General features: G+C 44.0%; 22 protein-coding genes. 14 read left to right on the plus strand and 8 right to left on the minus strand.

Translation table 11 applies throughout. The features are described from left to right. Positions 1-231: 231 nt before the first annotated feature. The 4 genes from GKS34_RS15975 to rocF all read left to right on the plus strand — a co-directional run bounded on the left by GKS34_RS15975 (position 232) and on the right by rocF (position 6,310). Complete coding sequence (locus tag GKS34_RS15975) at positions 232-1,311, plus strand: site-2 protease family protein (protein WP_163385984.1); 1,080 nt, start codon at positions 232-234, stop codon at positions 1,309-1,311. Next, positions 1,308-3,953: a cation-translocating P-type ATPase gene (locus tag GKS34_RS15980; protein ID WP_163385985.1), complete on the plus strand. Its 2,646-nt coding sequence runs from the start codon at positions 1,308-1,310 to the stop codon at positions 3,951-3,953. Before GKS34_RS15975 ends, GKS34_RS15980 begins: the two co-directional genes overlap by 4 nt. Next, positions 3,950-5,251, plus strand: coding sequence for an acetyl-CoA hydrolase/transferase family protein (locus GKS34_RS15985; protein ID WP_163385986.1), 1,302 nt, complete (start codon positions 3,950-3,952; stop codon positions 5,249-5,251). The genes GKS34_RS15980 and GKS34_RS15985 overlap by 4 nt, the downstream gene beginning before the upstream one ends. 108 nt (positions 5,252-5,359) lie before the next feature. Then, positions 5,360-6,310 carry an arginase gene (gene rocF / locus GKS34_RS15990; RefSeq protein WP_163385987.1) on the plus strand — a complete coding sequence of 317 codons (951 nt, stop codon included), beginning with the start codon at positions 5,360-5,362 and terminating at the stop codon, positions 6,308-6,310. A 15-nt stretch (positions 6,311-6,325) separates the two neighbouring features. On the opposite strand, the gene GKS34_RS15995 is transcribed toward rocF, so the two are convergent. The 5 genes from GKS34_RS15995 to GKS34_RS16015 all read right to left on the minus strand — a co-directional run bounded on the left by GKS34_RS15995 (position 6,326) and on the right by GKS34_RS16015 (position 10,700). Continuing rightward, a complete protein-coding gene (locus GKS34_RS15995) occupies positions 6,326-6,748 on the minus strand; it encodes an NUDIX hydrolase (RefSeq protein WP_240459328.1) in 423 nt (140 codons plus the stop codon). Between the two features lie 7 nt (positions 6,749-6,755). After that, positions 6,756-7,721, minus strand: a complete 966-nt coding sequence (locus GKS34_RS16000) for a nitrilase family protein (RefSeq protein ID WP_163385988.1) — start codon at positions 7,719-7,721, stop codon at positions 6,756-6,758. 49 nt (positions 7,722-7,770) lie between these two features. Continuing rightward, on the minus strand, positions 7,771-8,730 hold the full coding sequence (locus GKS34_RS16005) for a glycosyl hydrolase family 18 protein (RefSeq protein ID WP_163385989.1): 960 nt from the start codon (positions 8,728-8,730) through the stop codon (positions 7,771-7,773). A 14-nt stretch (positions 8,731-8,744) separates the two neighbouring features. Then, a complete protein-coding gene (locus GKS34_RS16010) occupies positions 8,745-9,737 on the minus strand; it encodes a glycoside hydrolase family 43 protein (protein ID WP_163385990.1) in 993 nt (330 codons plus the stop codon). Between the two features lie 159 nt (positions 9,738-9,896). Continuing rightward, positions 9,897-10,700 (minus strand): endonuclease/exonuclease/phosphatase family protein, encoded by an 804-nt coding sequence (locus GKS34_RS16015; RefSeq protein ID WP_240459329.1) that lies wholly within the window; start codon positions 10,698-10,700, stop codon positions 9,897-9,899. A gap of 99 nt (positions 10,701-10,799) precedes the next feature. On the opposite strand from GKS34_RS16015, the gene GKS34_RS23850 reads away from it, so the two are divergent. The 8 genes from GKS34_RS23850 (at position 10,800) to GKS34_RS16050 (ending at position 19,821) form a co-directional block, all read left to right on the plus strand. Continuing rightward, complete coding sequence (locus GKS34_RS23850; protein ID WP_494337703.1) at positions 10,800-10,916, plus strand: avidin-fold protein; 117 nt, start codon at positions 10,800-10,802, stop codon at positions 10,914-10,916. Further along, complete coding sequence (locus GKS34_RS16020) at positions 10,882-11,109, plus strand: avidin-fold protein (RefSeq protein ID WP_240459330.1); 228 nt, start codon at positions 10,882-10,884, stop codon at positions 11,107-11,109. The genes GKS34_RS23850 and GKS34_RS16020 overlap by 35 nt, the downstream gene beginning before the upstream one ends. Before the next feature lie 294 nt (positions 11,110-11,403). Continuing rightward, complete coding sequence (locus tag GKS34_RS16025) at positions 11,404-15,423, plus strand: response regulator (protein ID WP_163385991.1); 4,020 nt, start codon at positions 11,404-11,406, stop codon at positions 15,421-15,423. Positions 15,424-15,545: 122 nt separating this feature from the next. Next, positions 15,546-16,472 carry a ribose-phosphate pyrophosphokinase gene (locus GKS34_RS16030; RefSeq protein WP_163385992.1) on the plus strand — a complete coding sequence of 309 codons (927 nt, stop codon included), beginning with the start codon at positions 15,546-15,548 and terminating at the stop codon, positions 16,470-16,472. 27 nt (positions 16,473-16,499) lie between these two features. Next, positions 16,500-17,090, plus strand: a complete 591-nt coding sequence (locus GKS34_RS16035; RefSeq protein ID WP_163385993.1) for a 50S ribosomal protein L25/general stress protein Ctc — start codon at positions 16,500-16,502, stop codon at positions 17,088-17,090. 138 nt (positions 17,091-17,228) lie between these two features. Next, positions 17,229-17,789 carry an aminoacyl-tRNA hydrolase gene (pth, locus tag GKS34_RS16040; RefSeq protein WP_163385994.1) on the plus strand — a complete coding sequence of 187 codons (561 nt, stop codon included), beginning with the start codon at positions 17,229-17,231 and terminating at the stop codon, positions 17,787-17,789. Positions 17,790-17,792: 3 nt separating this feature from the next. Beyond that, a complete protein-coding gene (locus GKS34_RS16045) occupies positions 17,793-18,083 on the plus strand; it encodes a thiamine-binding protein (RefSeq protein ID WP_163385995.1) in 291 nt (96 codons plus the stop codon). Then, positions 18,058-19,821, plus strand: a complete 1,764-nt coding sequence (locus GKS34_RS16050) for a capsule assembly Wzi family protein (protein ID WP_163385996.1) — start codon at positions 18,058-18,060, stop codon at positions 19,819-19,821. Before GKS34_RS16045 ends, GKS34_RS16050 begins: the two co-directional genes overlap by 26 nt. 10 nt (positions 19,822-19,831) lie before the next feature. On the opposite strand, the gene GKS34_RS16055 is transcribed toward GKS34_RS16050, so the two are convergent. Beyond that, positions 19,832-20,254 (minus strand): Dabb family protein, encoded by a 423-nt coding sequence (locus tag GKS34_RS16055; protein ID WP_163385997.1) that lies wholly within the window; start codon positions 20,252-20,254, stop codon positions 19,832-19,834. Positions 20,255-20,568: 314 nt separating this feature from the next. On the opposite strand from GKS34_RS16055, the gene GKS34_RS16060 reads away from it, so the two are divergent. Next, positions 20,569-20,970, plus strand: coding sequence for a response regulator (locus GKS34_RS16060; protein WP_163385998.1), 402 nt, complete (start codon positions 20,569-20,571; stop codon positions 20,968-20,970). A gap of 24 nt (positions 20,971-20,994) precedes the next feature. On the opposite strand, the gene GKS34_RS16065 is transcribed toward GKS34_RS16060, so the two are convergent. After that, on the minus strand, positions 20,995-24,009 hold the full coding sequence (locus GKS34_RS16065; RefSeq protein WP_240459331.1) for a serine hydrolase domain-containing protein: 3,015 nt from the start codon (positions 24,007-24,009) through the stop codon (positions 20,995-20,997). Positions 24,010-24,119: 110 nt separating this feature from the next. On the opposite strand from GKS34_RS16065, the gene GKS34_RS16070 reads away from it, so the two are divergent. After that, positions 24,120-25,574 (plus strand): sodium:solute symporter, encoded by a 1,455-nt coding sequence (locus tag GKS34_RS16070; protein WP_163385999.1) that lies wholly within the window; start codon positions 24,120-24,122, stop codon positions 25,572-25,574. On the opposite strand, the gene GKS34_RS16075 is transcribed toward GKS34_RS16070, so the two are convergent. Continuing rightward, positions 25,558-25,752, minus strand: a complete 195-nt coding sequence (locus tag GKS34_RS16075) for a hypothetical protein (protein ID WP_163386000.1) — start codon at positions 25,750-25,752, stop codon at positions 25,558-25,560. The two genes, GKS34_RS16070 and GKS34_RS16075, sit on opposite strands and share 17 nt — an antisense overlap. Positions 25,753-25,803: the final 51 nt, after the last annotated feature.

The raw sequence follows: 25,803 nt of genomic DNA on the forward strand, positions 1-25,803 counted from the left end.
TAAATTTTGGTTAATAGACAATACCTTACCGATTAGGTATAAGCATTGCAAAGGTATAAAAAGCAAATCAAAACCTGCCGTTGCTTTAGTGAAAGGCTGAGCAGAAAACAGTTGCTCCACCCCTCTTTTCTTTAATTCGTCCGGCTTGCAAATCAAGATCTAAGCCTTATTTTTACAAATAGCATTATTGCTAATTTCCAATTCCGTTACTATCCAGTTCAACCCTCAAAAATGAAATTTTCATTATATCTAGGAAAATACAGCGGCATTAAGGTTTTCATTCATTGGACCTTTTCGCTGCTTTTATTGTGGATTATAATTTCCAACGTAAGATCCGGTACCCCCTGGATTGATACCGGGTGGACGATCATTTTTGTTCTATTAATCTTTATTTGTGTGATTTTGCATGAATTCGGTCATGCTCTTACCGCACAAAGATACGGAATACAAACAAGGGATATCATTCTCTTGCCCATTGGAGGATTAGCCAGATTGGAAAAACTTCCGGAAGATCCCAAGCAAGAACTTAAAGTAGCAATCGCAGGGCCACTGGTAAATGTTGTGCTGTTTTTGCTTCTGTCCATAGTGGTGTCACTAACGGGGTTTGACCTGAATTTATTGGAGGAAGCCAAACTTAACGGCAATAGCATTTGGCTTTTTCTGGCATCAGCCAATCTTTTTTTAGCACTATTTAATTTATTACCTGCCTTTCCTATGGATGGAGGTCGGGTGTTACGAGCCTTGTTATCCACTGGAATGCCCCGTATTAAAGCCACCGAAATTGCTGGAGGAATCGGTCAACTGATGGCCATCGCTTTTGTTTTTTTTGGGTTATTTAATAACCCGGTTTTAGTACTGATTGGCATTTTTATTTTTTTAGGTGCTCAGGCAGAAGTCAATCAAACGAAACAATCTTCTTTTTTGGAAGGATATAAGGTGGGAGACGTGCTGATGCGGAAATTCCCAATTCTTGCCTTTGATGCCCCTTTACAAAAAGCTGTAGATAAACTATTGGAAGGCCAGGCAGTACACTTTGTCGTAGTTAAGGAAGATACTCCTATAGGAATCCTTAGTAGAGAGGGAATAGTACTTGGCCTGCAGCAAGGGGATCGACAGACCCCTGTCGAAAAGGTGGCCGATCAAAAACCCCTAAAACTGGAAATTTCCCTTCCATTGCAGGATGCCTTCAAAAAAATGACTTCAGAAAATAAAAAAGTAGCTCTGGTCTACGAAGCCAACCATTTCTTAGGCATTTTAGACCAGGAAAATATTTCGGAATTTATAATGGTCAAAAATGCGTTGGCCCAATGATTCAGATTCCGGACAATCCACATCGGTTTAGCACTGAGGAAATCAAAAAAAAATTACAAACCTCAGAATCCGGAATAAGTACTCAAACAGCTGACCAATTGCGCCAGGTTTATGGCTGGAATGAACTGCCCGATCCAAAAAAGAAATCGGTATGGTTCCTATTATTCCGGCAATTCCAAAATATCATGGTCTATATCCTTTTGGTTGCCTCATTGATCTCTTTTTTGACGGGACATCATGTAGACGTAATTGTCATTTTGGCCATCGTAGTCATCAATATTCTGATTGGATTTGTTCAGGAATTTAAAGCTGAAAATTCTGTTCAGGCCTTGAAAAACTTACTGGTTCCAAAATGCGCTGTAATTCGAAACGGAAAATTAATAACCATCCTTTCTAGAGAGTTGGTACCCGGTGACGTCATGCATTTGTCCGAGGGTGATCTTATACCTGCAGATGGAATACTCTTCCGAGCCGAGGACACCCGAACCATGGAATCCTCCCTTACTGGAGAGCCTGTACCCATTGAAAAAAACTGTGATCCCAGCCTCGAAGACAGTCCATTAGCTGACCGGAAAAACATGGTCTGGAAAGGTACCTTTGTCTCTGGAGGGAACGCCTTGGCCTGGGTTATCGCCACCGGCCCGGACACCCAAATTGGAAAGATTGCGGCAAGTCTAAAATCCATCCCGGCAAAAGATTCCAGTTTCAAAATTAAATCCAATAGGTTAGCCAAACAAATGGCTATCCTAGCCATATTGAGTGCAATAATCCTGTTTTTAGTAGGCTACTTTTTCCAAGAAATTCCTGTAGATGAGCTTCTCCTGATATCCATAGCGGCACTGGTTTCTGCCATTCCGGAAGGGCTACCGGCTGTGCTATCCATAGTGTTGGCCATAGGCGCAAACAGAATGTCCAAAAAAAACGCCATCATTCGGGAAATTTCTGCTACCGAAAGCCTTGGATCTGTGAGTACCATCGTGACGGATAAGACGGGAACGCTTACTCAAAACACCATGACCATTAAAAAACTATGGCAGGTAGGTGGGGAGGAAATAGGCGTGAGCGGAGAAGGCTGGGAAACAAAAGGGGAATTTTCAGGGAATGAGGCCGATATAAAGGCTCTCAATTCATTGCTGGAGATTGCAGCTCATTGCAACCAGGCTTCTGTTTCAGTCACAAAAAAAGGCAGGTACCAGATAACCGGAGACCCTACGGAGGCGGCTTTTTCAGTGCTGGCCCGAAAAGCCGGAATCCAAAGGACCCTGCCCATAGTAAAAGACTTTCCTTTCAGCACTGTTGAAAAATTTCGGTCCACCATTGTGGAAAAATCAGGAAAGCGACTTCAGTATTATATCGGCGCACCGGAAAAAATCCTTGAAAAATCAGCCCAATTTCAAGACAAAGACAGGGTTTCCACCCTGACAGAACAACACCGTTCAGCCATCAGGGAAATTCTAAACAATTGGTCGAAAAACAGCTTTCGGGTTTTGGCTCTGGCTTTCCATCCTGAAGGAAATCCGGAACCGCCATCTGATAAAGGTTGGGTATTTTGTGGCCTGGCAGCAATGGTAGATCCGCCACGACCTGAAGTCCAAAAAGCGGTTAAAGCCTGTCACCAGGCAGGTATCCGGGTAATCATGGCTACCGGTGACCATTCCCAAACGGCCTTCGCAATAGGAAAAGAAGTAGGGATTGTCCTTCCTGGTAGAGAACAGGTACTCACTGATGCAGAACTTCAGAAATTGAGTAAAGAGGACTTTACCCGGGCCATACGGGAGGTGGATATTTTTTCCCGATTAAGTCCCTTGATGAAATTAAAAATCGCCAAATCCTTGCAGGAATCAGGAGAGCTGGTGGCAATGACAGGAGATGGGGTTAACGATGCCCCGGCCTTAAGACAAGCCAATGTTGGTGTTTCCATGGGTATAATGGGCACCGATGTGGCAAGAGAAGCCTCGTTAGTGGTCCTGGCCGACGATAATTTCGCCACCATCGTTCAAGCCGTAGAACAGGGAAGAATTGTATTCAACAACGCCCGTAGGACTAGCTTTTTTCTGATCACTACTAATTTTGCCGAAATTGTCACCTTGATAGTTGCCATTGCCCTTGGGTTTGCCATGCCGCTGACTGCCACCCAAATATTATGGATAAATTTGGTTACAGATGGATTTTGCGATAAAGCCCTGGCTACCGAAAAAGGGACAGGCAACGAACTTAATTCACCACCAATCCATCCAAAAGAAAACATTATTAACCGCGAAATTCTACCATTTTTATTCCTCAACACGTTCCTGATGACTGGAATGTCCCTATTTGCCTTCCAGTATTATTTGCCAGAGAGTATGGAAAAAGCCAGGACTGTTGTTTTCATTGTACTAGCCTTTTCTCAACTTTTCAATGTTTTTAATATGCGAAGCATAAAAGGTTCTGCCTTTAAAGTTGGCCTCTTTAGTAATAAATGGGTAAATTATGCTTTGGTTATTTCCATAGTCATTCAGGTTCTGATAATTGAGATTCCTGCTTTGGCTTCATTATTTAATTTTCACCCGCTCTCCCCTGGAGAATTCCTTAGTTGGGTAGCCCTTTCCTCCCTGGTATTGTGGGTAAATGAATTATACAAATTGATACGTAGAAAACTATGAATAAAGAATTTAAATCAGTAAGTCCAGATGAGGCCGTTCAACTTGTAACCAGTCACCAAAGAATATTTGTTCATGGTAGTGCTGCAACACCTACCATATTGCTTAATGCCCTTTCAAAACGGAAAGAGGAGTTGGAAAATGTGGAAATTGTATCCATTACTACCCTTGGAGACATGCCCTTGGCCGATGAGTCCTGCAAAGGAAGCTTTTACATTAATTCTCTTTTTGTGTCCGAAAATGTCCGAAAGGCAGTAAATAGTGAACGAGGGGGATACGTACCCATTTTCCTAAGTGAAATTGGAAGGCTTTTTAGAAAAAACATCCTACCCATAGATATCGCGATGATTCAGGTTTCTCCTCCCGATAGACATGGATATTGTTCCCTCGGTACTTCGGTAGATGTGGCCCGTCCGGCCGTCGAGACTGCTAAATTCATTATTGCTCAAATCAATCAACAAATGCCCCGTACGATGGGCGATGGTCAGGTCCACGTCAGTAAATTCGACCGGATCATAGAAGTAGATGAGCCCCTACCACAGGTAGATTATTCTGCCAAACTGGACGAGGCAGATTACAAAATAGGAAAATTTGTGGCAGAAATGGTTGACGATGGCTCGACCCTTCAGCTCGGTATTGGAGGCATTCCTGATGCGGTACTGCAATCCTTACAGAACCACAAAGACCTTGGAATCCACACTGAAATGTTTTCAGACGGAGTCATTGATTTGATGAATAAAGGCGTCATCACTAATAAATTTAAGAAAAAACATCCCGGCAAAGTGGTATCCTCTTTCGTGATCGGCACCAAAAAAGTATACGACAGTATACATGATAATCCGGCCTATTCGTTTCACGAAGCAGCCTATGTAAACGATACTGCCATCATCCGAAAGAACCCGAAAGTCATTTCCATTAATTCATGTGTAGAAATAGACCTGACTGGTCAGGTTTGCGCAGATTCAATTGGAAGCTATCACTATTCGGGTGTCGGTGGTCAGATGGATTTTATGCGAGGTGCTGCACTTTCGGAAGACGGTAAGCCGATAATGGCCTTGCGGGCCGGTACCAAAAAAGGCAAATCCAAAATCGTCCCTTTCCTCAAAGAAGGGGCCGGAGTAGTTACCACCAGAGCACACGTGCATTATGTGGTCACCGAATATGGGGCCGCCTATCTGTACGGAAAAAACCTCCGGCAGCGGGCGCATGAACTTAAAAAAATTGCCGCTCCGGAACACCAGGAGGAATTGGACAAGGCCATCCACGAAAGATTTGGAAATTTTGTTTACCCGTTCAGGTAAAGGAGGAGAAACCCCTCCTCCTTTCTACGTCGATTATTTTGCAAAAAGATATAACTTGTATCCGAGTTCAATTTGTAAGATTTTTGTGTCAAAATTAATTGATTATCGATGCGGGATATAAAATTGGTGGAAGTACGATCAGAACTGGCAGCCGGAACAAGAGGAGCAAGCATGGGGATCGATGCGCTAAAAGTAGCCAGTCTGGATAAGTCCTCCGATTTTTTTACCAGGTTTGATCCCATCCATGTAGAAGATGCGAACGATTATCTTTGGAGAGGAAACCAACACCCCTATGCCAACTACATAGACGGTGTATATGAGGTACTTCAGAATGTGTACACCACTGTAAAATCCCTTCGCATCGCTAGAAAATTTCCCATCATCCTTGCCGGAGACCATTCCACCGCAGCGGGCACCATCATGGGTATCAAGGCTGCCCACCCCGAAAAAAGGCTCGGCGTAATTTGGATAGACGCTCATGCTGACTTACATACACCTTTTACCACGCCCTCCGGAAATATGCATGGCATGCCCCTGGCTATGTGTCTGGGGCTGGATAATCTGGATCAAAAAATAAACGAACCGCTACCAGGGACGGTAGCCTATTGGGAAAAGATAAAGGCAATAGGTGGGGGCAGTCCGAAAATACTCCCGGAAGACATTGTTTTTATCGGGGTAAGGGACACGGAAGAAGCAGAAAATTATTTGATCAGGAATCACAAAATCCCCTCTATCTCCATTAGTGATTTGCGGATCGCCGGTATCCCAAAAACAGCCGAAAAAGCACTTGCTTCCTTAAAAGACTGCGAACAAATTTACATTTCTTTCGATGTGGACAGCCTGGACACATCCCTTTCAAAAGGCACTGGGACACCTGTTCCCGATGGTCTAATTCTGGAAGAAGCTATCCGGTTAAACGAAGCCCTTATCAGAGACAAAAGAGTTTGTGCCTGGGAAATCGTAGAAGTAAATCCGACCCTTGACACTGAAAATGCCATGGCTAAAAATGCTTTTGATGTGCTGGAATCCACTGCCCGTTCGCTAGTCTCTCATTTTTAACTCCATTGAAACGGTTCACCGAAAGGGCTGACTTTCAAAGATCGATGCAAAGGCACGGACATTGGGATACATTTTATCTCCATTCAGCACCTGTCGGGCTGAAAAAAAACGGATACCTACGCATTCGGGTGAAGGAACGAAATCCAGGTGAGCCAATTTGGTTTCGTATACCACATTGGCTATAAAAACCTCCTTATGATTTTTCACCGTAAAAAAATAAGCTGGTTTATCGGCGACATAGGTTGTTTTCAGCTTCATTTCTTCCCAAATCTCCCGGTTTATTCCTTGCCGGGGACTCTCTCCAAAATCCAACCCTCCTCCAGGCAGTTCCCACCACCCGTTGTCCTCCCGGACCAGAAGAAATCGATCGCAATCATCCAACACCAGGGCCTTCACACTAACCCGGTAAAAATTTTCCGGTACCTTTGGTATTTCCACTTTGTATCTATTTCTTGTCTTGATTAAGCCAGGCTACTTTTTGCGTGGGCTTATGCTCCTTCCCAATTATGTCCCGGTAAAGATCCGGCCTTCTGGCATTTTTGTACCGAAACCCACCTGCTTGCTCAAGTTTTTCAGCATTTATGGTAGCCAGGCAGAAGTCATTATCCAGTTTTCGGCATTCGGCAATAACATCACCGAAAGGATCTATGATCATGGAACAGCCGTTTTTCAACTGGTCATCATCCATTCCTATCGGATTGGAAAACACCGCATAAATTCCGTTATCGTAAGCCCTTGCCGGTAGCCATTTCATCAACCACTGACGCCCTTTCATTCCATCAAATTCTATCCTGAGTGAGGTGGGATCCTTCTGCCTGTTATACCAAAGCGAAGGGTCAACAAAGCCAGCTCCCGGCCTGGAAGATGGCGTACACATGGTGACATGGGGCATGAAAATCACCTCTGCTCCCAAAAGGCTCGTAGCGCGGACATTTTCCACGATGTTATTGTCATAGCAAATTAAAATCCCACATTTCCATCCATGTAATTCAAACACACAATAACCTGACCCTGGAGTTAAATGAGGATTAATAAAAGGATGAAGCTTGTGGTGTCTTGCCTTAAGTCCATCCGCATCCACGCAAACATAACATTTAAAAATACGATCTTCTGCATCTTTTTCGAACAGGCCAGCTAAAATAGTGATATCATATTTCCTGGCAATTCTTTTGAGTCTTTCCGTACTCGGACCATCGGGAACAAATTCAGCCAGGTCTAGTAATTGTTTTTTGTTTAATTTTCGGGCAAAGGTATACCCTGTAATGGAGCATTCATGAAAAGAAATCACCTGAGCACCTGCTAATGCTGCGTTTTCACATAAGGATTCGATGGTATCCAGGTTTTTGGTTTTATCACCACTTGCATTTTCGAATTGAACCGATGCTATTTTTAAATCCTGTTTCTTGTCCATGTATTATAAAGTTTCCAATAGCCTGATGTCACTTTCAGGTTTTCACACGTTATTTCATTCCTTTTCTAACTGCATCTAATAAGGAATTCCCATTTTTGGTATCCGCCAAAACATGCCAGATCATAACGCCTCCCAAGCCTTGTTCTTTCGCCAATTCGGTTTTACGCTGAATGAGTGCAGGTGAGTTGTAGTAGAAAACACCTCCATCAGGAAAGGATAAACTGTCCTGCATGTATGCAGAAGGGTATTTTTCTAGAATTTGCCTGTATGTGAGGCTGGCAGGAGCTCCGGGACCGAACCCATACCCATAAAATGGCAAGCCCAATAGGATTTTTTCCGAGGGTATCTCTCTTTGATCAAGGTAATAATGAATATCTGAAACAGCCTTTTCGAAAGGCGCATGCTGACCGGGATTTTCAAGATCCCAGGGCCCGGTAGCGTCATAGGACATGACGTTAACCCAATCGAATAAGCCGAATACGTCATCCGGAATCAAATCGCTGTTCCAGCTTGCTAAAGCTGCCGTCGTCAGCTTACCGGAATTTTTTAATTTACGGGACAATTCGCGAACAAAAGGAGCATAATGCTCGTTAATTAGCGAATTTTCAAGATCCACATCCACTCCATCGAATCCATAGGTATTGACAAGTGCAACAATTTGTTCCGTCCAGTGATCTCGCTGCTCAGGTAACATTAAATCTGCCAAAAACTCAGGTGGGTCTCCTCCGCCGATCGAAATGAAAACCCGGGAACCATTTTCGTGAGCGGATTTTACAATTTCATGGTAGACATCATCCTGACTAAATTTTCCCGTATGGTCGGGTTGGATAAAAGCCAGGTTTATATCCGTATACATGGACCAGTCAATACCCTCCAGTCCAAACCTCCAGTCATCCTCACTATAAAGGTACCCCAAAACCTGGGACTTGCGCTCCGGAACCTTTTCGTTTCCCACACCCAGAGAACAAGCGGAAGAAAATAATAATGATAGAATTAACAATCGAATCATCACCAATATCAGATTTATGGTTTTATTGGTTTTTTTTCTACGCCCTCAAAGGTCAGGATGACGGGCAGGATTTCACCGTTGGGTCCAAACTCCATTTTGTCAATGCAGGTCACCCGGTGGTTTGGATCAGTTTCATCCAGTGGTCTACGGTGATAGACGATGTAATATTCTTCCTCTCCCGGGATTTTAAGTACAGAATGATGTCCCGCTCCCCTTCCTATTTTTTCATCCTGTTCCAGTATCACTCCTTTTTTTTCAAAGGGCCCGAAGGGACTATCCGAAATTGCGTAGGCTACGCGGTAATCCGGACCTGTCCACCCCCCCTCAGACCACATGAAATAATATTTACCGTTCCGAACAAACATAAATGGGCCCTCAACATATCCTTCCGGGGTGACTTCCTTATACAATTCCCCATCCTCAAAGGGAAGTAATCCTGTAAAATCATCCTTCAATCGCACCACATTACAACGTCCCCAACCCCCATAATACATGTAATAAATGCCATCTGTATCCTTGAAAATATACTGGTCTATGGGTTGGGCTTCATTGACAATATCGTTGATGAGGGGTTTACCGAGTAAATCCCGAAAAGGACCTTCAGGTTGATTCGCTACCCCCACTCCTACCCCCCCTACCTCGCCTTCGTGAACGTCATTAGCAGCAAAAAAAAGATAATATTGATCACCTTTGCTGATCACACCTGGCGCCCACATGGCCCGTCTGGCCCACTTTACGGCCGCCGTATCAATTATCCGCTCGTGTTTAGTCCAGTTAACCAGGTCCGGGGAGGAAAAGGCATCCATAAAAACCTGCCGATCAAAATCGTCTGAATAGGTAGGGTAAATCCAATACTTATCCTCATAAACAATCACTTCAGGATCTGCATACCAGCCCTCCAAAACCGGGTTTCCGGCGTAAACAGCTTTTTCGGACTCCGGGGTGGAACAGGAAATAAAAACCAGGAAACAATAAAAGGCACTAAATCCAGATATAACGTTTCTCATTGCTTCTCACTTATTATGTGTAGCTTATTGCCTTCAATATATTAGAATATCTATATTAATCTATATTAAACTGTAAGCTCCTAAGTTACTTTCAGATGAATTTACCAGGAAAAAACCACTTGCGCAACAGAACCAGGACTTTAACTTATAGGAAATCTTTCACCAGGTAAAGGTGGCCAGCACTGGTAAATGGTCGGATGCGTACGTTTCGGGGATTACATGGTGTCCGGTCACGGCCAAACTGCCTGCAGCTTTGTAAAAAATAAAATCGATCGTCCTTTTTGGATTGACTACGGGAATCGTCGGGGGACAATTTTCTTCACAGCTCCTCTTGAAATAGCTATCCAATTCATTAATTGCGTCGGACCCCGGTGAGGCATTAAAATCCCCAGCCAGGATGATGGGTAAGGTAGCTTTCTCAAAGTGACCGGTAATATCCGCTGCCTGTCTGGCGGTATTGCTTGCATTGCTAAAGTCCAAATGGGTAGATGCAAACAAAATCTTTTTTCCTCCAGGCAGGCTCACCTGAACAGATAACAAGGTTCGAGGCTCTGTGCCATCCTCCGCAGAAAGGGCGATTTTTTCCGCTGATTCTATGGGGAATCGGGAAAGAATGGCATTCCCATATTCTCCTCCCTGGTGGGTAATGGATTTGGAGAAATAATAATACATCCCCGTCAAATCTGCTAATACCGCGGCCTGGTGAAGCCCTTTTCCGGAACGCTGAGTATATACATCTACTTCCTGCAATGCCACCAAATCCGCCTTACTTTCACGAATAACACGAGCAATGGCAGGCAGGTCAATGGAATCTGGATTGGAAGGCGGATTTGCATGGTGGATATTGTAGGCTAATACCCGAACCCGGGGCTGCTCCTGACCATAAATGTAGGAAGGAAATAACCCCAAAACCGAAAAAAACAGTAGTAAAAAACATTTGATTGGTATACGAGTCTTCATCATGCAGGGTATTATTTTTTATAAATAGTTTTTTCAAAGATATTAATTTCCATTTATTTTAACAGGCAGAGAAGATTCCCTTTTTTCCTACCTATTTATTCCATGATCCTATACCACAATAAAGTATTCAGACTGGTCCACAATTCTTCAAACGGAGCTTTGAATGGAAACATGTGTTTTCACTATGAGCAAAAAGATCGTGTGCTATGGGCCAAGTAGTAAAAGCGAAACTATTCAAATGGGTCATCTGATGGGAATCGTCGAAGAAAATGGAATCATCACCATGAGCTACCATCAGGTTATTTATTCTCATGAAATTATGACTGGAATCTGCAGGTCCGTTCCTGAAATCCTGCCCAACGGAAAAATCAGGTTACCTGAAATCGAGCATGACGAGAACGTCACACAGTAGGATGATTATCAATCATGCGAGATTCCATCTGACCGTTGAAAAAAAATTATTAACAGATGAAAAATGGCAATGGACCTCCGGAGATAAGAGTTCGGGAGAATCAATTCTAGAGGAAGTTTAGGATAATACCTCGAAGAGGCCAATTTTTATCACCCTTAAAATGTTATACAAACATTTATTTTTGTTTTTTATATAATTTAATGGATTTTTCAAAGTCTTAATGGGGAAAATTGCACGGGTAATCTTAGGATATGCTTGGATTTTTCAGTAACATCACCCCGTAATAATGATAGAATGTCCACAATGAAACAGATGGATGCGCCGTTACCGGAAAACGAACCCGCTAGATTGGAAGCTTTGTTTGCCACCCAACTTTTGGATACCCTACCGGAGGCTTCCTTTGATAATCTGACCGAACTTGCAGCAGAAATTTGCCAAACTCCTATATCCTTAGTTACTTTATTAGATAAAGACAGGCAATGGTTTAAATCCATTGTCGGACTTGATCTCTTCGAAACTCGCCGGGAAGTTTCATTTTGTCAGTATACCATTCTAAATGAAGGAATCTTAGAAGTGCCCGATGCTACCAGGGACTCGAGGTTTAGCACTAACCCCTTCGTGACAGGAAAAGAAAAATTTCGGTTTTATGCCGGCTTTCCTATCAAAACGGAACACGGATTTCCGTTAGGTACGTTATGCGTATTGGATAATAAGCCAGGAAAATTGAGCCCCAAGCAGGCCCGTGCATTGGAAATACTTTCTAAGGAGGTAGAAAAACTGATTCAACTCCGGGTAGAGAAATTAAAACTCAACGAGTTAAATCAAAAATTGGAAAAGTTTCTTGGTAATGTGGGTGATCTGGTATTTATGGTCAATAGCAACTTAGAGATTTCTGATTTTTTTACTTCCAAAAACGAGTTGTTGATGATGCCGCATCAAAAGTTCCTGCATAAAAAAATAAGTGAGGTCGGTTTCCCAAAAGAGCAGGCCGCTCTCTTCGACGGACTGATCCGAGATGTGTTTAAATCTGCGCGAAAGCAAAATCTGGAATATTTCCTAACAATTAACGGGAAAAAAGAATGGTTTGATTTAACATGTGAAAAAATAGCTTCCGGAAATCCGGAGGTTATATGCATTATCAATCACATCAGTCAGCAAAAGAAAAAAGAATTAAGATTAAAAGAGCAAGAAAAGGAATTTAGCGATTTCTTTGAGCACGTGCACGGGTTGATGTTCAAGCACGATCTTAATGGTAAAATCATTCACATCAACCGGGATGGTGCAGAAATCCTTGGTTACAAGCAAGAAGACCTCATTGGAGTAAACATGAGAAGCATGGCTCTGGATAAGATGCTTTTCACGGAATACCTGGAAGCCATCAAAAAGGAAAAAACCTTCAATGGTAAGGGCAGATTGGTTTCACGCTCAGGCAGGACCGTCACCTTTCATTTTAATAATGTGCTTTTTGAGTCGCAATTGGGTGATTCCTTCATCTTAGGTAACGGCATGGATATGACTGAATCCCTACGGTCACTAAACGAATTGGAAACTGCCGCTGCAGCCATCAATAAAGAGCGCGTATTGCTAAAAACGATCATTGATAACATACCCATCAACATTTACGCAAAAAACAGCCTTTTTGAAAAAACACTTGTCAATCGTGCTGAACTTAACTATCTGGAAATAGCCGATGAGCAGGAAGTATTAGGAAAAACTGACGAGATGCTTTTCGATACAGAAACCGCCCGTGGAGCTCTCGAGGAGGATAAATCGGTGATTCTGGATGGCGAAATTATCATCAACAAAGAAGTCATCCAAGAGCAGAAAAATGGTAGAAAGCGGTATTGCCTGATATCCAAAATACCATTAAAAGATGCTTCTGGCAGGATTACAGGCATGGTAGGCATCACCAATGATATCAGTGAGCGGAAAAAAGCCGAGCTAGCTTTGATGGAGAAAGGCAAAAGACTCGATGCCATTATCCGGGGAACCAACACCGGAACCTGGGAATGGAATATCTCCACAGGCAAGATTCTTATCAATGAACGCTTTGCCGAAATCCTGGGTTTCGAGGAGGATGAAATGAACGACTTTTCTTCCCAAAAGTGGAATACTCTTTGTCATCCTGAGGACCTGCTTCACCGGAATCACGTTTTGCAAAAGCACTTCGACCAAAAAACAGACTTTTACCAATACGAAATCCGATTGAAACATAAAGAGGGGCATTATGTTTGGATCCAGGATCGGGGAAAAGTTTTTTCTAGGGATAAATCCGGCAAGCCGGAGATCATGTACGGGACCTATCAGGATATTAGCCAAAAAAAGGAAATTGAGAACCAGCTTAAGGAAGCCAAGGAAAGTGCAGAAAACGCCAACAAAGCCAAATCAGAATTTTTGGCGAACATGAGCCATGAGATTCGAACTCCTCTCAATGGAGTGATCGGTTTCACGGATTTACTCATGAAAACACCCTTGTCAGATACTCAGCTTCAATACATGAAAACCGTGTCCCAATCGGCGCATTCTCTTTTGGATTTGATAAACGACATCCTGGATTTCTCTAAAATTGAAGCCGGTAAGATGGAGCTATCCGTTGAAAAGGCGGATATTTTTGAACTAGGGACTCAGGTAGCAGACATCACCAAATACCAAGCGCATTCCAAGGGATTGGAATTATTAGTAAACCTTTCTCCCAGCCTCCCTCGCTTTATTTATGCCGATGATGTTCGGTTGCGACAGATTCTGGTAAACCTGCTGACCAATGCCATTAAATTTACCGAAAAAGGAGAAGTAGAATTAAAGGTTGAGAAATTAGACGCAAGTATCCAAAAAGAACTGCCCGTACTCTTTCGCTTTTCGGTCAAAGATACCGGCATGGGCATCTCTAGTGCGAAGCAACAAAAAATTTTCGAAGCGTTTTCCCAGGAGGATGCCAGCACTACCCGGAAATTTGGCGGTACCGGACTGGGCCTGACCATTTCCAATAAGCTGCTGGGACTTATGGGAAGCCGCCTTCAACTCGAAAGTGAGTCTGGAAAAGGAAGCCTTTTCTATTTCGATATACAATTGATGGCTGAGCAGGGAGAAGTTGAAAAATGGCCGGAGGACCATGGTATTGAGCAGGTTCTGGTGGTAGATGATAACGAAACAAACCGCAACCTAATTAGCGAAATCATGGATGCCCGAAACATCACCTGCTTCCAGGCTGCCAATGGAATGGAAGCACTTCAGCTTTTAGAAAAAAAGGGGAAATTCGATTTGGTTTTCATGGACCTACGCATGCCCTTTTTGGACGGATTGGAGACAACCGAAAAAATCAGAAAACTCGGAGATTCGAAAATTGCCCAGGTTCCGATTGTATTGTTAAGCAGCTCAAGTGATGATGCGCTGGACCGGGGTAAGATGGAGATCCTGAAAATCCATCACCGTATTTTGAAACCCGTAAAAATAAATCAGGTAGCACAAATCATCCGAAAAATCACTAAACCCGGCGAATTGGACGAGCCTACCCAGTTACGGGAGGTATCCGTGAGCCAAAACATTTTGGCCAATACCACCTACACGGTGCTTATTGCAGAAGACAATCCGATAAATATGAAGTTATCCAAAATCATTCTGTCCAAAATTAGCCCTACCATACAGATCGTGGAGGCAGATAATGGGTTGAAGGCTTACGAATACGTACTGAGGAAAAAGCCGGACTTAATTTTAATGGATGTACAAATGCCTATTATGAATGGCTATGAAACCTCCAAGGCCATTCGATCCATCGAAAACGGGAAGGACTTACCGATCATAGCATTGACCGCCGGAACGGTAAAAGGAGAAAGAGAGCGCTGCCTGGAGGCAGGAATGGACGACTACATGAGCAAGCCCCTGGTACAGGAGAGTCTTACTCAAACGATTATCAAGTGGCTCATCCCTGAGCAACAGGCTGTAAAATTAAATCTGGAATCGGGGGAGAAAAAAGATAGCAAAAAGCAACATTTTGACAAGATTCATATGTTAAGCCTTTTTGATGGTGACACGGCCATCGGCAAAGAGTTGCTGAAAATTGCCAACACCACCCTTCAGGAATGCCAAATAAAGTTTAAGAAAGCGCTTGAGGAACGAAATAAAACCTCCCTCATTGAGTTGGGGCACAAATTGAAAGGATCCGCAGCCACTGCAGGTTTTTTTGTGCTACTCTCACTAACAGATCGCCTGGAAAGTAAGGCAGAATACAATGATGACACCCAACTTTTCGAAATTGGCAAGAAAATTCAACAAGAACTGGATTACCTGTTAGCAAATTTTGACCAATTCAAGTTATAGTTCTTTCCAACGGGAAGTCTCTGAAGAAAAAATCTCCTCGATGATTTTTTGAAAAAAACAAAACCGTTAAAATTTACTACATTTGTCTCTCTCATGAATTCATACCACCTAAAAAACCAACCATGCCAGAGACCAAGATTTTCTCAGGTTCGAATACACCCTTCTTGGCAGAAAGTATTGCAAAAGCATATGGTCAATCACTCGGAGATCTGACCCTTGCCAAATTCAGTGACGGCGAATTATCTCCGAGTTATAACGAATCCATTCGGGGATGTAATGTATTTCTCATCCAGTCTACCAACCCCTCCGCTGATAACCTGCTGGAGCTATGCTTGATGATAGATGCTGCCAAACGTGCAAGTGCGTATAAAGTTTGCGCCGTAATTCCTTATTTCGGTTACGCCAGACAGGACAGAAAAGACCGTCCTAGGGTGAGCATTGCCGCCAAATTGATTGCCAATATGTTAACCTCTGCAGGAGCTGATCGAATCATGACTTGCGACTTGCATGCCGGGCAGATACAAGGTTTTTTTGATATTCCTTTGGATCATTTAAACGGTTCAGCTATCTTTGTGCCCTATTTGAAGAGCCTGGAGTTAGGTAACCTGATTTTTGCTTCCCCGGATGTGGGCGGAGTGGGTAGAACCAGGGCTTATGCCAAGCATTTTGAAGTAGATATGGTGGTCTGTGATAAGCATAGAAAAAGAGCCAATGAAGTAGCTTCCATGCAATTGATAGGGGATGTGGAAGGAAAAGATGTAGTGATGATAGACGATTTGGTCGACACTGCTGGTACCATTTGCAAAGCTGCCAATATTATTTTAGATAAGGGAGCAAATTCAGTAAGGGCTATTGCTACCCATGGAGTACTTTCTGGAAAAGCGTATGAAAACCTTGAAAACTCAAATCTATCTGAGCTAGTGATAACAGATACCATTCCCATCAAACAGGAATCATCTAAAATCAAGGTGCTAACCGTGGCCGATTTATTTGCAAAAGCAATCCATGCCGTGGAGGGAAATACCTCTATAAGCTCCTTATTTATTTAAAGAATTTTAATTTAACCAAATATAGTTATGAAATCAATTGAGATTATAGGGTTTAAAAGAGCAAATCTCGACAAAAAATCCCTTGACGTAATTCGTGAAGAAGGAAATGTCCCTTGTGTGGTATACGGTCCGGGTATTAAAGAGCAGATTCATTTTTATGCCCCTGCCATCTTGTTCCGTGATTTAATTTACACTCCGGAAGTCCACATGGTAGACCTTAACATTGAAGGCACCAAAATTAAGGCTATCCTCCGGGAGGGCCAATTCCATCCTGTAAGTGAGGTTTTACTACATGCTGACTTTTTGGCTTTCAGCGAAACGAAAGCAATTAAGATGGAAATCCCAGTACGACCATTCGGATCATCCCCTGGAATTATCAAAGGTGGTAAGCTGGAAATTAAAACCAGAACCTTGTTGGTAAAGGGCCTGGCGCAGAAACTTCCGGATGAAATTCCAGTTGATATATCCAGCCTGGAACTAGGTAAATCTGTCAAAGTGGGTGATTTAAATGTTGAAAATTTTGAATTACTTAACAGCCCTCATGTTACGATCGCTACCGTAGGTATCCCAAGAGCCTTGAGAGGCAAAAAAGCAGGAGAGGAAGAAGAAGAAGTATAATCTGCTTTCCTTTATGCATCGTCAATCAAATCCTGTTCTGTATCTTTACGGAGCAGGATTTTTTTTCGCCAACCCAATTTGAATTGATGTCGAATTGGCCAAAAAAATGACAACGAACAACATCGCAAGAGGAAACGTATGAAATACCTAATCGTAGGCCTGGGAAATATTGGGCTGGAATACGAACTAACCCGGCACAACGTAGGATTTTTGATCTTAGACAGGCTAGCAGACAAAGAGAATCTCTCCTGGAGAAGTGACCGGCTTGCATTTACCTGCTTTTTCCAATACAAGGGAAGGCAAATTCACCTGATCAAGCCTACTACTTACATGAACTTAAGTGGAAAAGCGGTTAATTACTGGATGAATAGTTTAAAAATTCCAAAAGAGAAAGTTTTGGTAGTAGTAGACGATATCGCCCTCCCATTTGGAAAATTACGCTTAAAAGCCAAGGGCTCTTCTGCCGGTCATAATGGGCTCAAAAATATCGAAGACCTCACGGGAGGCCAAAATTATGCCCGACTTCGGTTTGGTATAGGCGATGACTTTTCTAAGGGGAGGCAGATAGACTATGTGTTGGGTAGATGGACACCTAAGGAAATAGAGGAATTGCCGGGCCCTATGGATCAGGCAGGGGAGATGATCACCTCCTTTTGCACCCTAGGACTGGAACGAACCATGAATCTTTTCAACCGATAAAACATGCCAAACATCAACCTGGGAATTCAGATAATTCCGAAAAGCAAAACCCTGGACAGCTATCAGCTGGTAGACCAGGCCATCGCGGTTATCGCCGCTTCGGGAGTAAAATACGAAGTGAACCCCTTCGAAACCGTCATGGAAGGCCCTGAAGACGAACTAATGGTCATTGCAAAAAAAGCACAAGAAGCAGTGCTCGCGGCTGGAGCAGAGGAAATTCTGGTCTACTACCGGATGCAGATCCGGCCTGGTCAGGATGTAAGCATGGATGACAAAACCAATCCTCACCGATAGCCATCAAAGAATGAATTGGCTGGGTCCAAACCACTTAAAAATTTCCCCCTCAGGATTAATGAGGGGGTTGGCGCCGTTTCTGATGCTTCTTTTCACCGTGCCTATCCTTGCCCAGAGTATTCCTGTAACATTCCCTCTCCTTCAGGACCATCTACGAAGGAAACAACTGGATGGAAGTTTTCCGCTTCACTACAGCTTGCTTCAGCTACCCTTATCCTGGACAACCATCCAGGACAGCTACCGGGGCAGTGACAGCCTGCCGCAGGTATATTTCGGTAAACCGATTCTGAAGAAAAACAAAACCATTCAATTTCATGTGTTGCCGATTCAAATTAGTCAAAACTTCAATTCGTCACACCCCTATGGCTGGGGAGAAGGGCCGATTTTACCTGCCAGGGGTCTTCAACATGTTCTGGAAGGAGGCGTTCAGGCCTCTCTGGGCCCTGTAAGTCTTCAGCTATATCCGCAAGTATTCCACGCCCAAAATTTGCCTTTCCAGGAATACAATCCGGCGCTTCCAGAGGTATTTTTTCAACGAATCAGTAATTTCGTCGGCCGACTGGACATACCTGTAAGGCATGGAACCGATAAAATTCAACGGGTGCTGCCTGGAAATTCACACTTAAAAGTAAATTTTGGTGCCTTTTCGGCAGGGATCTCTACAGAAAATCTCTGGTGGGGTCCTGGAAAACAACAGGCCTTACTGATTAGCGATAACGCTGAAAGCTTTTTACACGGAACGGTCCATACCCGGAAGCCAGCCAAAACCGGTATAGGTCATTTTGGTGGGCAGTATTTTCTCGGGAAACTGAAAAATTCAAACCTACCCTATTACAGCGATGGTAGCTTTGATCGTTACCGGGAATATCCCGATGACTGGCGCTATTTTACAGGAATTACACTCAACTATGCTCCAAGGTGGGTTAAAGGCTTGTCTGTAGGTTTTGCCCGTACCTTCTTAATGTACAGCAGGAAATTGGAAGAAGACGGCTGGAAAGCCTGGTTTCCGATTTTTGAAGGCCTGCAAAAAGAACGGGTAGGTCTCAATACCTCCAGATTCCGAGAGACGGATCAACATTTATCGGTGTTTTACCGATGGGTATGGCCTCAGGCTCAGATGGAATTATACGGGGAATATATCCGTACAGACCATGCGCTGAATTGGAGAGAACTAATCCTGAATCCCGAACATGCCCGCGGATATACACTTGGGTTGAGCAAACTTATCCCGCTTGACAAAGGCGGACATATCTACCTACAGATGGAAATGACTCAGACGGAAAACAGCATCAACAGCCTTGTGAAATACGAAGGAAATATCCTAAATCAGAACCACAGTGGACTGGGTTTGTATGAAAATTTTCAGGTTCTCCATGGACTTACCCATCATGGACAGGTGTTGGGTTCCGGACTTGGCCATAGCGGAAACAGTGCCAGGATTACCCTCAGCAAAGTAAAAGAGCTCAACCAGTTTGGCCTCTCGCTGGAGCGAATCGCAAGAGATGTTAATTTTTATAATTTCAACCTTGGCAATGGGTTGGGAGTATTACCTTGGGTAGATTTGAACATTGGAGCTCACTGGGACCATCAATTTGATCGCCTGCTTTTTTCTGCCACAGCACGTCTGGTACAATCGCATAATTACAACTATGCAATCCGAAAATCCAACAGCCTTGGAAATAGCGGCTATAAAAAAACAAATTTTCATAGCCGCCTTAAATTAGCTTACTTGTTCTAGAATCTGCAACTTACTTTGCCCAATAATCAATCACCGTAACATCTTCCATATGAGGACTTAAAACCTCTACAAAAGCTTGGTGATCTGGATGTGGCAGGTAGATCTCCCGATCTTCTTCACTTTCAAAGGTAACTAAAAAGCAATGTGTTAGCCCTTTATTCAAACCTTCCGGACTGTTGTTAACACCCCATTCAAAATCCCTGATCTGAGGAATTTTATCCTCGAGGGCAATAAATGCATCCTCTACTTTTTTTATGTCTTCGGGACTGGATGAGTCCTTAAAAGAAAATAAGACCACATGCCGCAGCAGGTCTTTTTGAGTAGGTGCTTCTTCCATTTGTACTATTTCTTCATTAGTTTCAGTAGATGTTTCATTGGGTTGACAACCGAATGCGATCAGCGCTATTGCCAGGTAAGTAAACAGTCCTTTCATTTCGTTTGGGATTTTAGGGTTGGCTTTGTGATAAATCTACCGGTAAAATAAGCAAAAATTAATCAAATGTTCGCTTTAAACCCGGCATTTATTCCCATCCCATGGTTTAGAGACCTCCATTCACGTCAAAGATGCCGCCAATCAGGCAGCGGCAAATCGCCTTTAATAGCTAGCATTGCATTTTACAATTCACTTTCTGAAAAGATTTATTAATTGTCCCTCTTAAAACTGATAAAAATCAGTTACTTTTAAGACTTATTGCCACACGTTCACCCAGCAGAAACTAGCAACAGCAATAACGAACAGCAATTTTTATGGATAAGATTGGATTTACCTATATCGTGGATGATGATCCTTTGTATAATTTCGGGACAAAAAAAATTTTTGAATTTACCTCATTTACTGAAAAAGTATCCTATTTCCTGAATGGGGAAGCTGCCTGGGAGGATTTTGAAAAAAGGATGGTAGAAAAAGAGCCCCTTCCAGATGTTATTCTCCTGGATATCAACATGCCCATAATGAATGGATGGGAGTTTTTAGAACGGATATCGGCCGCTGATTTTGATCATCTGGTAAAGATTTACATGGTATCTTCCTCCATCAACCAGGACGAGGTGGACCGGGCGAACAGCTATTCCCTTGTAGCGGAATACATCGTCAAACCGCTCACCCTGGAAAAAGTAAAGGCCTTAAAATCCAGAATACTGGGTCAGTAAGGCCTCTTATAATTATTTCCTCCCCTATTTTGTTGTTTTATCCATAGCCTTATATACCTCTTCCATGATATTCGTACGTACATTCAGGCGATAGATGGTTCGGTTTTCTCTGGTAGGGTATACACGATTGGACAAAAACACATACACCAGTTCATTTTCCGGGTCAATCCAGGTATAAATCCCCGTAAATCCCGAGTGCCCAAAGCTACTGACCGGTGCACTAGGTGCCGCGTTCCCATTAGGGTCTCCGGGCCGATTTGGACGATCAAATCCCATGCCCCGGTAATTTCCCGCTTCGCAATACACACATTTGGAATAGGCATGTACCACTCCAGGTGCAATCAATTGCTGCCTGGCATAGCTACCATCATACAGATACAAATGCATTAATTTAGCCACATCGTTTGAAGTGCCAAAAAGCCCGGCATGGCCACTGATACCTCCCAACATGGCCGCTCCTTCGTCGTGCACGGTGCCATGAAGCAATTGCTTACGGAATGCCGTATCCACTTCGGTGGGAACAATCCGGTCCAGGGGGTACTTTTTGTACGGGTTAAAGGTAAGCGTTCCTGCACCCAGCGGTTTGTATAGGTTTCGTTCCAGATAATCATAAAACTTTTCTCCCGTAATCGCCTCTATTACCCTGGGAGCCAGAATAAAGGACAGGTCGCTGTAGACGTATTCAGATTCGTCATTTAGGGGAGATTCAAGTATCTCTTTATAAATCTTCCGGTTGTAATTGCGGTGGATGTACAGGTTGTCGGCTACCCTTACGGGAAACCTTCTGGAAGAATCTGCCTTCATAGTAAACCACTTGAAACTTCCATTTTTCCGGATGGTACTCTTCCAAAATGGGATCCACGCGCGTAGCCTGGCCTGATGGGTAAGGATATCCTGGTACTTTAGGTGTTCTTTATTGGTCCCTCTGGCGGCAGGCAGGTAAGTGCCCAACGTTTCGCTTTCATCAAATTTGTTCAGCCCTTTCAAATGCATAAATGCAGCCAGGGAAGTACTGATCTTAGTTACAGAAGCGAGATCATACAAGTCATCTAGTCGGACCTCCTGCAGGGAATCATAGGTATGGTATCCAAAAGCTTTGTGATAAAAAACCTTGCCTTTTTTGGCTATCAACACCTGCCCACCTGGAATGGCTCTTTCCTGAATCGCTAGTTTCATCAAGGAGTCAATTCCCAACAAATGTGACGAAGGGATTCCCACTCCTTCCGGCTGGGTATACGCCATCCTGAATCCACCTTGTGTCTCAAGCCCGTCTCCCAAACCAAAATGCGAATTAATGGCTACCGGCAATTTCCCTTTTGCTCCTACCCCTCCAAAAATCATCTGGCTGGCGAGGTCTTGTGTCAAAGGGGTTTCCTGATAGGCTGCGATCAACCCGTCTGCCTTTTCCAATCCGGGAATTTTACCAAGGCTGTAGACATTTCCAAACACACTGATTACCACTGCATGGTCCTCCATTAGCGTCCGAATCAAAACCACCATCTCCGGGCTGATTCCGAATTGATTGTTTCCTTCCCGGATACCCAAACCATGCAACCCAATTAAAATTAAGGGGTAGTCCGATAGTTCCTGCTTCAGTCGCTGCAGGGCGGTAAGATCACCCTCTTTTGGAAAGGTAAAATGAGGCATGGGGTTATACCTCTCCAATCCCTTTTGAAAATCCGTAATTTCGGAAGTTCCCAAGGATAATGAAGCCATTTTCACATTTTCCAGCCCCTTAATAGGCAGCAGGTTATCCCTATTCCGAAGCAGTGTTAGGGAGTTTTCGGTTAATCTTCGGGCTAAAAATTCAGCCTCGGAATTGGTGAGATCTGCCATCAGGTGCTCCGTTTCTACAGGTTGATAATCATCCAGCCCAAGCCAGGCTTTGGCTTTCAGTACTTTGAGAACCCGTTGGTCTATTTCTTCTGTGCTGATTTCTCCATTTTCCAACACCTTTTTCACTTCCCGTATTGTGGCGGGTACGTCCATAGTATTGAGCATCATGTCATTGCCCGCCAAAAGGGCTTTGGCATCCACCACACCGGGCGGGTAATACTTTGCCACCCCTTGCATGTTTAGCGCATCGGTAAAGACCAGGCCTTCAAATCCCATTTCCTCTTTCAAAAGGCCCGTTACGATGGGTTTGGATAGCGTAGATGCCAGATTGGGCGTGTCGTCCAAAACCGGTATCTGCATATGAGCCACCATTACGCTTCCCAGTCCCTGGTCAATCAGTTTCCGAAAAGGATACAGTTCGATCTCTTCCAACCGCCTTTTGGAAAAATGAAGAACCGGCAATCCGTAATGAGAATCCACATCGGTATCTCCATGGCCTGGAAAATGCTTGGCCGAGGCCAGAATACCCTGATCCTGCATGCCTTTCATGTAGGCCATTGATTTGCGGGTTACATTTTCCTTATCTTCCCCAAAGGAGCGGAACCCAATGACCGGATTCCCGGGGTTGTTGTTAATGTCCACCACCGGTGCAAAATTGACATGGATACCAGATCTCTTTGCCTGCCTGGCTACTTCTACCCCCATTTCGTATAAGAGTTCCTCGTCATCAATACCGCCCAAGGCCATTTGATAGGGATACCGTACAGTGCTGTCCAGGCGCATGCGTAATCCCCACTCACCGTCCAGGCTGATCATTAGGGGAATTTTTGACTCCTGCTGAAACCGGTTGATCATGTGTGCCTGCCGGACCGGACCTCCTTGAAAAAAGATAATCCCTCCTACCCCATATTTTTTGACCAAATTGGAAATTGAATCCACATGGACCTGATCTTTATTGGAATAAGCTGGAATCATGATCAATTGGGCAATCTTCTCTTCCTGGCTCATGGTAGCAAGGACCGAATCAGCCCAAGGGTTGAAGCGCTCGTCCAAAAAAGGAGGACGCTGCGTCTGCCCAAAAAGCGGCATAAGGATACCCAAAAAGCAGCCCATCACCACCACTGTTTTAATTCCTGAACGGATAGCCGGATTCCTGAAACCATTTCTTCCTTTTCCCATCCGATCTGTTTTGAATTTCTGCATTCTTTATACTATTTATCCGGAAAGATACCAATTTTGTGGCTTCTGCTTGGAACGGATTTAAAGAAAATAGCTATCATTGGGAATAAATTTTTCAATTCAATCCCGATGCCATGAGTCCACTACTCGTATTTGGCGTAATTGCCGGTTACTTTGCCTTGCTGCTGTTAATCAGCTACCTGACTTCCCTCAAGTCCGATAGCCTGACCTTTTATACCGGCAACCGGGAATCTCCCTGGTTTTTGGTGGCATTTGGAATGGTAGGCGCTTCGCTTTCAGGAGTGACTTTTATTTCTGTTCCCGGCGAGGTGGGCAATACCCAGTGGGCCTACCTTCAATTTGTTATGGGAAACATGGTCGGATACGCGATCATCGCCCTGGTACTGATCCCGCTTTTTTACCGGCTAAATCTAATCTCTATTTACGAATACCTGAAAAGCCGCTTTGGCCAAAAAACCTACCTTACCGGAGCTACTATATTCCTGATTTCTCAGACCATCGGTGCTTCCTTTCGCCTCTTCTTGGCGGCTACCGTTCTTCAAATTGCATTTTTTGATGCTTTTGGGGTCCCTTTTTATGCTTCCGTCTTTGTCACTATGATTCTGATCTGGCTGTATACCTACAAAAGCGGTATCAAAACCATTGTCTGGACCGATACCTTGCAGACCAGTTTTCTACTTTTAGCTGTCATTATTACCATCGCCGTGATCGCTGGACACCTGGGTAAAAGTGCCGGGGAAATGCTGGCGATTGTTGGAGACAGTGAGCTATCCAATATCTTTGTCTGGGAGGGCAATACCAGTCAGAACTTTTTCAAGATGTTTGCCGGTGGGGTATTCATTACCATTGCCATGAACGGGCTGGACCAAAACGTCATGCAAAAAAATCTCACCTGCCGAAACCAAAAGGATGCCCAGAAAAACATCTTCTGGTTTGCGATTACCTTCTTTCTCTCCAACCTCCTGTTTCTGGCCCTTGGTGTGCTGCTTTATCACTACGCAGCGGTCAATGGAATAGCCCTGCCTGGAGCTACGGACGAACTCTTTCCCAGTCTGGCCCTAAACCATTTTGGCACGCTGGCAGGAGTGGTGTTTTTGTTGGGAATCACGGCCGCTGCTTTTTCCAGTGCGGATTCTGCGCTCACCGCTCTGACCACATCCTTTTGCATCGATATCATCGATCTCCCCGCCAAAAAGGACAGCAACCAGGATCTGACCCGGCGTTGGATCCATATCGGGTTTACCTTTTTGGTGTTTTTAACTATTGTTGTTTTTAATGAAGTGAACGACCGCAGTGTGGTAAGCGCGGTGTTTAAGGCCGCCGGGTTTACCTACGGTCCCTTGCTTGGGTTATTTGCCTTTGGCTTGACAAATCCCCTGGCCGTCCGCGACCGGATGGTACCTTATATCTGTCTGCTGAGCCCGGCTCTTTCCTTTATCCTGGACTGGAATTCTGCCCGATGGTTTGATGGCTTTCAGTTTGGTTTTGAAATCCTGCTGGTCAACGCTGCCATCACCTATCTTGGCTTGCTGCTAAGTGCGCAAAAAAAACCTAGCGCATCAGACTAAAGGGCAGCATGAACAACGCAAAGATCATGGATAAGGTTAATGTGACCCCCAAACCCAGCAGCCGAAAGGGCAATAACAGCAACCAGATCAAGGGATAAAGCAAAAGCAGCAGCAGAGCGATGGGCCAGCAAAGCACAAAAAGAATGGCCCAAAGGACCAGTCCGGTGAACAGTCTCATATTAGTAATTTTCAATGGTGGTTTAATACCCGTTCCACTGGCGTGCCTAAT

This window comes from Cyclobacterium jeungdonense, assembly GCF_010994275.1.
In the GTDB taxonomy this organism is placed as follows: Bacteria; Bacteroidota; Bacteroidia; order Cytophagales; family Cyclobacteriaceae; genus Cyclobacterium; species Cyclobacterium jeungdonense.

What these genes read in the sequence shown, in the direction of transcription:
- GKS34_RS15975 (WP_163385984.1), top strand. Translation starts at nt 232, where the DNA reads ATGAAATTTTCATTATATCTAGGAAAATACAGCGGCATTAAGGTTTTC.
- GKS34_RS15980 (WP_163385985.1), top strand. Translation starts at nt 1,308, where the DNA reads ATGATTCAGATTCCGGACAATCCACATCGGTTTAGCACTGAGGAAATC.
- GKS34_RS15985 (WP_163385986.1), top strand. Translation starts at nt 3,950, where the DNA reads ATGAATAAAGAATTTAAATCAGTAAGTCCAGATGAGGCCGTTCAACTT.
- rocF (WP_163385987.1), top strand. Translation starts at nt 5,360, where the DNA reads ATGCGGGATATAAAATTGGTGGAAGTACGATCAGAACTGGCAGCCGGA.
- GKS34_RS16000 (WP_163385988.1), bottom strand. Translation starts at nt 7,721, where the DNA reads ATGGACAAGAAACAGGATTTAAAAATAGCATCGGTTCAATTCGAAAAT.
- GKS34_RS16005 (WP_163385989.1), bottom strand. Translation starts at nt 8,730, where the DNA reads ATGATTCGATTGTTAATTCTATCATTATTATTTTCTTCCGCTTGTTCT.
- GKS34_RS16010 (WP_163385990.1), bottom strand. Translation starts at nt 9,737, where the DNA reads ATGAGAAACGTTATATCTGGATTTAGTGCCTTTTATTGTTTCCTGGTT.
- GKS34_RS16015 (WP_240459329.1), bottom strand. Translation starts at nt 10,700, where the DNA reads ATGATGAAGACTCGTATACCAATCAAATGTTTTTTACTACTGTTTTTT.
- GKS34_RS23850 (WP_494337703.1), top strand. Translation starts at nt 10,800, where the DNA reads ATGATCCTATACCACAATAAAGTATTCAGACTGGTCCACAATTCTTCA.
- GKS34_RS16020 (WP_240459330.1), top strand. Translation starts at nt 10,882, where the DNA reads ATGAGCAAAAAGATCGTGTGCTATGGGCCAAGTAGTAAAAGCGAAACT.
- GKS34_RS16025 (WP_163385991.1), top strand. Translation starts at nt 11,404, where the DNA reads ATGTCCACAATGAAACAGATGGATGCGCCGTTACCGGAAAACGAACCC.
- GKS34_RS16030 (WP_163385992.1), top strand. Translation starts at nt 15,546, where the DNA reads ATGCCAGAGACCAAGATTTTCTCAGGTTCGAATACACCCTTCTTGGCA.
- GKS34_RS16035 (WP_163385993.1), top strand. Translation starts at nt 16,500, where the DNA reads ATGAAATCAATTGAGATTATAGGGTTTAAAAGAGCAAATCTCGACAAA.
- pth (WP_163385994.1), top strand. Translation starts at nt 17,229, where the DNA reads ATGAAATACCTAATCGTAGGCCTGGGAAATATTGGGCTGGAATACGAA.
- GKS34_RS16045 (WP_163385995.1), top strand. Translation starts at nt 17,793, where the DNA reads ATGCCAAACATCAACCTGGGAATTCAGATAATTCCGAAAAGCAAAACC.
- GKS34_RS16050 (WP_163385996.1), top strand. Translation starts at nt 18,058, where the DNA reads ATGACAAAACCAATCCTCACCGATAGCCATCAAAGAATGAATTGGCTG.
- GKS34_RS16055 (WP_163385997.1), bottom strand. Translation starts at nt 20,254, where the DNA reads ATGAAAGGACTGTTTACTTACCTGGCAATAGCGCTGATCGCATTCGGT.
- GKS34_RS16060 (WP_163385998.1), top strand. Translation starts at nt 20,569, where the DNA reads ATGGATAAGATTGGATTTACCTATATCGTGGATGATGATCCTTTGTAT.
- GKS34_RS16065 (WP_240459331.1), bottom strand. Translation starts at nt 24,009, where the DNA reads ATGCAGAAATTCAAAACAGATCGGATGGGAAAAGGAAGAAATGGTTTC.
- GKS34_RS16070 (WP_163385999.1), top strand. Translation starts at nt 24,120, where the DNA reads ATGAGTCCACTACTCGTATTTGGCGTAATTGCCGGTTACTTTGCCTTG.
- GKS34_RS16075 (WP_163386000.1), bottom strand. Translation starts at nt 25,752, where the DNA reads ATGAGACTGTTCACCGGACTGGTCCTTTGGGCCATTCTTTTTGTGCTT.